1 pseudogene is annotated in these 514 nt (G+C 37.2%); it reads left to right on the top strand.

Annotation, left to right across the window (positions count from 1 at the left end):
* A pseudogene (locus ACJ5GX_RS01870) lies at positions 1 to 119 on the top strand (N-acetyltransferase); the annotation flags it as partial.
* Positions 120 to 514 lie beyond the last annotated feature (395 nt).

Consider the following 514-nt stretch of genomic DNA (forward strand, 5'->3'; position numbering starts at 1 on the left):
TTGGTTATATTCAATATTACAACAAACATGATTTCCCACCTAAACAGATCTATAACACTTTAGAACTTCCAGAAAGTTGTGCTGCTATAGACTGGTATATCGGAGAGCTGAATTATGTATGTTTATTTCCCTTCCGTCAGTTGGCTGCCGCGGTTTGGATTTTTAAGGTTATTTTTATATTGAAGCGTCCTTTAGTATTTCTAAAGCAAATGCCTTTTCTTGCTGTTGATATCGCCGATTAATAGAGGGCAAGGTTACCAACGAGTGCTATTTACTTTTTCAGGTTGCACGACTTGAAGTTTGTGAAGGAAATCTGAATAAATTTTAGTTTGTGGTTGTAGCGGCGTACCTATTGAAAATGGGTAAAAAAGTAAAGGAATACAAGTCTGGTGACTTTATTTTCGCCAAAGTAAAGGGGTATCCGGCATGGCCCGCCCGGGTAAGTTAGTTATTCCTAGCTTCAATTCTGCAAATAAAATCTATTGTCTTATCTTAAATAAGCGCTGTCAATTTC

This window comes from Wolbachia endosymbiont of Tuta absoluta, assembly GCF_059414725.1.